The sequence below is a fragment of the Cupriavidus sp. WS genome (assembly GCF_000395345.1).
Classification (GTDB): Bacteria; Pseudomonadota; Gammaproteobacteria; order Burkholderiales; family Burkholderiaceae; genus Cupriavidus; species Cupriavidus basilensis_B.
Map to the genome: position 1 here is coordinate 1 of NZ_AQPL01000192.1, position 5,090 is coordinate 5,090.

Genomic DNA, 5,090 nt, shown 5'->3' on the forward strand with positions numbered 1-5,090 from the left:
GCTGCGGCCCCGCCGGCGCCGCGGCGGGGTCCGCGCGGCAGGTCAGCCTGCCGTGTCGATCTGCGTGTCGATCTGCTTGTAGAGCACCGGGTAGTAGCGGTCGGCGTCGCCCGCGCCGCAACTGCGCGCGAGGACGTCCGCCGTATGCCGGCCCACGGTGGCCGCCACGCCGGCGGCCTCGGCCAGCTCCAGCGCCAGCGAGACGTCCTTGAGCGCATAGCGCGCCGGGAAGCGCCCGCCCGGGAAATCGCCGGGCAGCAGCGCCTGGCGCCCCTGCACGCGCACCGCGCGGCAGTCGGCGGAGCCGAGCTCGATGGCGTGGAACAGCACGTCGCCGTCCACGCCGTGGCGCCGGGCGATCGCCAGCACTTCCGCCAGCGCGTGCACGGTCTCGAACAGGAAGGTGTTGTGCAGGATCTTCACCACCTGCCCGGCGCCCGCCGGACCGCAGTGCGTGATGTCCGTGCCCATGCAGCGCAGGTAGGGCATCAGCGTGTCCAGCGTGCCGGCGCTGCCGCCCGCCATGATGCTGAGCGTGCCGGCGATGGCCGCCTCCGGCATGCGCGCCACCGGCGCATCGGCGAACGCATGGCCGCCGGCGGCGGCCAGCGCGGCGAGCGACTGCGTGACGCGGACCGAGGTGGTGCCGGTGTCGGCCAGCGTGCCGCGCCGGCCCGCCGCCGTCCAGGTGCGCAGGACCTCGGCGCCGACCGACTCGGTGGCGCGGCCGTCGGCCAGGCACAGGAACACGATGTCGGCGGCCTGCGCCAGCGCCGCCACCGACGGCGCCACCGCGGCGCCGGCCTCGCACGGGCCGGCCGCGCGGGCCGGGTCGAGGTCGAAGCAGGTCACCGCGGCGCCCGCCTTGCGGGCCAGGTTGGCGCACATCGGCGCGCCCATCACGCCCAGGCCGATGAAGCCCAGGCGCGGCGCGGCGCCGCTCATGCCAGCCCCCACATCACGGTCTTCGGCTCCTGGTAGGTGCGGATGCCGTAGAAGCCCTTCTCGCGCCCGCTGCCGCTTTCCTTGAAGCCGCCGAACGGCACCGAGACCGACAGTTCCTTGTAGGTGTTGATCCACACCGTGCCCGCTTCCAGCGCGCGCGCCACGCGCCACGCGCGGGGCATGCTCGCGGTCCAGATGCCGGCGGCCAGTCCGAACGCGGTGCCGTTGGCCTGGCGCAGCAGGTCGGCCTCGTCGTCGAACGGCAGCACGCACAGCACCGGGCCGAACACTTCCTGCTGGCACAGCCGCGCGTCGTTGGCCAGGCCGGCGACGATGGTCGGCAGGAAGAACGCGCCGCCGGCCAGCGCCGGGTCCGCCGGCCGCGTGCCGCCGGCCAGGATGTGGCCGCCGTCCTGCGTGGCCATCGCCACCATCGACTCGACCTTGTCGCGATGGATGAACGACGACAGCGGCGAGACCTGCGTGGCCGGGTCGTCGGGCAGGCCCACCTTCAGCTCGCGCGCGCGCGCCACCAGCCGCGCCACGAACGCATCGTGGATGCCGCGCTCCACGAACAGGCGCGTGCCGGCGATGCACGATTGCCCGGTGGACGAGAACACGCCGTACAGCACGCCGTCGAGCGCCTTGTCGAGGTCGGCGTCGGCAAACACGATGTGGGGCGACTTGCCGCCCAGCTCCAGCGCCACCGCGGCCATGCGCTGCGCGGCGGCGCGCGCGATGGCCTTGCCGGTGGCGGTGCCGCCGGTAAACGAGATCAGCCGCACGTCCGGATGCGCGACCAGCGCGCCGCCGGTCTCCTGGCCGAGCCCCGTCACCACGTTGAGGATGCCCGGCGGCAAACCCGCCTGCAGCGCCAGCGCGGCCACGCGCAGCGCCGGGCCGGGCGTGAACTCGGACGGCTTGAGCACCACCGCGTTGCCAGCCGCCAGCGCCGCCGCCACCTTCTGCGACTCCAGCGTCAGCGGCGAATTCCACGGCGTGATGGCGGCCACCACGCCGAACGGCTCGTACACCACCAGCGACAGGTGGTTGCCGCGCGCGGGCGCCACCTCGGACGGCATCACCTCGCAGATGCCGGCGAAGTAGCGGTAGGCGTTGGCGCCGGCCAGGGCCTGGTCGCGGCATTCCTGCAGGCGCTTGCCGTTTTCCTGCATCTGGCGCTGCGCCAGCCACTCGGCGTCGGCCTCGATCAGGTCGGCCAGCCGGCGCAGGATGGCCGCGCGCTTGTGCGGCAGCATGTCGCGCCACGCGGGGTCCGCCTGCGCGGCCTTCGCGGCGGCCACGGCGCGCTCCACGTCGGCGGCGCTGGCCGCGCCGATCAGGCCGTTGAGCGCGCCGGTGGCGGGATTGCGGGATGCGAACGGCGTGCCTTCGCCGCGGGTCCATTCGGCGCCGATCAGGAACGGCTGGACGTCTTGGTCTTGCATGGAGTCTCCTTTATTTGGCGGTGCGTGCCGCACCTTTGCGTGAAGCCGACTCTCTCATGCCGGCAGGCGCGGCACAAATGAGAAAAACTGCGCCGTTGCCCAACCTGTGGTTAGGCAACGGCGCGCGTGGCCTGCGCTCGACCCACATCTGGACCATGTCTGGACCACCCCGCCGGCATGTCGCATTCCGGTTCAGGCGCTGTCGCGTCCTGGTTTGGCCGCGCGCGCGCCGGCCCATAGAGTGGACGCATTCATTCAACGGGGAACGTCATGGCCTCACACATGCAGCTACGCTTGCGGGCTTCGGCCTGCCTCTTCGCCGTCCTGGCCTGCGGGACGGCTTTCGCCGAGAGCTGGCCGGCGCGGCCCATCACGCTGGTGGTGCCGTTTCCGGCCGGCGGCGGCACCGACCTGGTGGTGCGCTCCGTGCAGCAGAAGCTGCAGGGCGAGCTCGGCCAGCCGGTGGTCATCGACAACCGCAGCGGAGCCGGCGGCACCATCGGCTCCACCTTCGTCGCGCGCGCCGCGCCGGACGGCTACGTCATCGGCGTCGCCACCACCAGCACGCACGCGGTGAGCGCGAGCGTCTATCCCAGGCTGCCGTACCGGCCCGCCACGGATTTCGCCTATGCGGGTTTCATCGGCACCTCGCCCTACGTGCTGGCCGTCAACAGCGCGGTGCAGGCCACCAGCGCCCGCGACCTGATCGACAAGCTGCGCAGCGGCAAGGCGCAGCACAGCTTCGGCTCGGTCGGCGTGGGCACGGTCTCGCACCTGATCGGCGAGCAGTTCCGCAAGCTCGCCAACGTGCCGATGACGCACGTGCCCTACCGCGGCGCGGCGCCCGCCTATACCGACCTGATGGGCGGGCAGATCGAGATCATGTTCGACAACCCGGTCGGGCTGGCGCCGTACATCAAGGCGCACAAGCTCACGGCGGTGGCCACCACCGCGCCGACGCCGCTGCTCGCCGGCGTGCCCACCTTCGCCAGCCAGGGCATCGGCGATTTCTCGCAGGAACTGTGGTACGGCCTGGCGTTTCCCAAGGGCACGCCGGCGGCGATCGTCGCGCGCATGAACGGCGCGCTCAACAAGGTGCTCACCGACAAGGACGTGGTCCGGGACCTGGCCGAGAAAGGCGTCACCGCCCGGCCCGGCACGCCGGCGGAAATGCAGGCCGCCGTGGCGCGCGACATCCCGTACTGGGGCGCCATCGCCAGGTCCGTGGGAGCGACGATTGAATAAGCCGGCCTCGATGCGGGTGCCCGGCCCGGGCGAAGTCGTGGTGATCGACGTGTTCGTCGGCACGCATGACGGCAATGGCAGCGGTAGCGGCGGCGGCAACCCGGTGCCGCTGGTGGCCGACGCGCGGGGCATGAGCGCCGCCGCCATGCAGCAGGTGGCGGCCGCGCACGGCCACGAGTCCGCCTTCGTGCTGCCGGCGAGCGACGCCGGCTGCGACCTGCGCCTGCGCTTCTTCGTGCCGCAGCACGAGATGGAGATGTGCGGCCACGCCACCGTGGGCACGCTGTGGGCGCTGCGCCAGTGGGGGCGGTGGAGCACGGACACGGCGCGCGTGGAAACGCTCAGCGGCATCGTGGAAGCGCGCTGGGACGCCGCGGCGCGGCGCGTGTGGATCTCGCAGCCGGCCGTGCGGGCGCGCCCGCTCGCCGCGCCCGAGCGCCGCCGGGTTGCCGAGGTGCTGGGACTCGGGCCGGAGGGCGCAGGCTTTGCCATGACCAATGCCGCGACCAGCCGCGTCAAGACGCTGGTGGCGTTGCCGGATGTCGCCATGCTGCATGCGCTGCGCCCCGACTTCGCGGCGATGGAAGCGGCGTGCGCGGCCATCGGCTCCACCGGGCTCTATCCCTACGCGATCGCGCCCGGCGCCGCCAGCGGCCATGCCGTGGCGCACGCGCGCCAGTTCCCGAAGTCCTCCGGCTACCCGGAGGATGCCGCGACCGGCATCGCCGCCGCGGCGCTGTGGGGGCATCTGGCCGGGTCGGGCGCGCTGGCCGGCGCGCACGGCGAGCCATCGGCCCTCGCGGTGCGCCAGGGAGAAAGCATGGGACGGCCGTCGGAAATCCTGGTCGCGCCGCGCTGGTCGGAAACGGGCGCGCCGCGGGGCTGCTGGCTCAGCGGCAAGGTGGCGTGGGCATGACCGCGCCGCCGGAGACACCAGTGACACCGTTGACGCCATTGACTCCATTGACGCCAATGACGCCCGAGCAGCGGCTGGCCGCCGCCGGCCACGCCCTGCCGCCCGCGCCGACGCCGCGCGGCGCCTATGCGCCGTTCTGCGTGGCGGATGAATGGATCGCCGTCAGCGGGCAGACCTGCCGGCGCGACGGCGCGCCCATCGCCGGCATCTGCCGCGCGGAGGCCGACGTGGCGCCGGCCCGGCAGGCCGCGCAGGTCGCCATGCTGAACGCGCTGGCCGCGCTCAAGGCGGCCTGCGGCGGCGAGTTGCGGGACGTGGCCCAGGTCACGCGCGTGCGCGGCTTCATCCGCTGCGGCCCGGACTTCACGCGCCACACCGCCGTGCTGGACGCCGCATCGGAACTGCTGGCGCTGGCCTTTCCGGGCCATGCGCTGCCCGCGCGCACGGCCGTGGGCGCGGCGAGCCTGCCCGACCGGACCTGGATCGAGATCGAACTGGATGCGCGGCTCGCGCCCGCCGGCGCTCAGCCGCCGCCC

5 protein-coding genes are annotated in these 5,090 nt (G+C 73.5%); 3 read left to right on the forward strand and 2 right to left on the reverse strand.

All coding sequences use genetic code 11. The features are described 5' to 3' along the window. Positions 1-42 precede the first annotated feature (42 nt). The gene (locus tag K206_RS0116015) at positions 43-945 is read right to left on the reverse strand and encodes an NAD(P)-dependent oxidoreductase (RefSeq protein WP_020203403.1); all 903 of its coding nucleotides are present in this window, start codon (positions 943-945) and stop codon (positions 43-45) included. Continuing rightward, complete coding sequence (locus K206_RS0116020) at positions 942-2,393, reverse strand: aldehyde dehydrogenase family protein (RefSeq protein ID WP_020203404.1); 1,452 nt, start codon at positions 2,391-2,393, stop codon at positions 942-944. Before K206_RS0116020 ends, K206_RS0116015 begins: the two co-directional genes overlap by 4 nt. A gap of 282 nt (positions 2,394-2,675) precedes the next feature. On the opposite strand from K206_RS0116020, the gene K206_RS0116025 reads away from it, so the two are divergent. The 3 genes from K206_RS0116025 to K206_RS38460 all read left to right on the forward strand — a co-directional run. Then, the gene (locus tag K206_RS0116025; protein ID WP_231401615.1) at positions 2,676-3,638 is read left to right on the forward strand and encodes a tripartite tricarboxylate transporter substrate binding protein; all 963 of its coding nucleotides are present in this window, start codon (positions 2,676-2,678) and stop codon (positions 3,636-3,638) included. Between the two features lie 10 nt (positions 3,639-3,648). Beyond that, on the forward strand, positions 3,649-4,554 hold the full coding sequence (locus K206_RS0116030; protein ID WP_020203406.1) for a PhzF family phenazine biosynthesis isomerase: 906 nt from the start codon (positions 3,649-3,651) through the stop codon (positions 4,552-4,554). Between the two features lie 56 nt (positions 4,555-4,610). Beyond that, positions 4,611-5,090, forward strand: a 480-nt coding sequence (locus K206_RS38460; protein ID WP_020203407.1) for a RidA family protein, incomplete at its 3' end; no start/stop codon positions are given.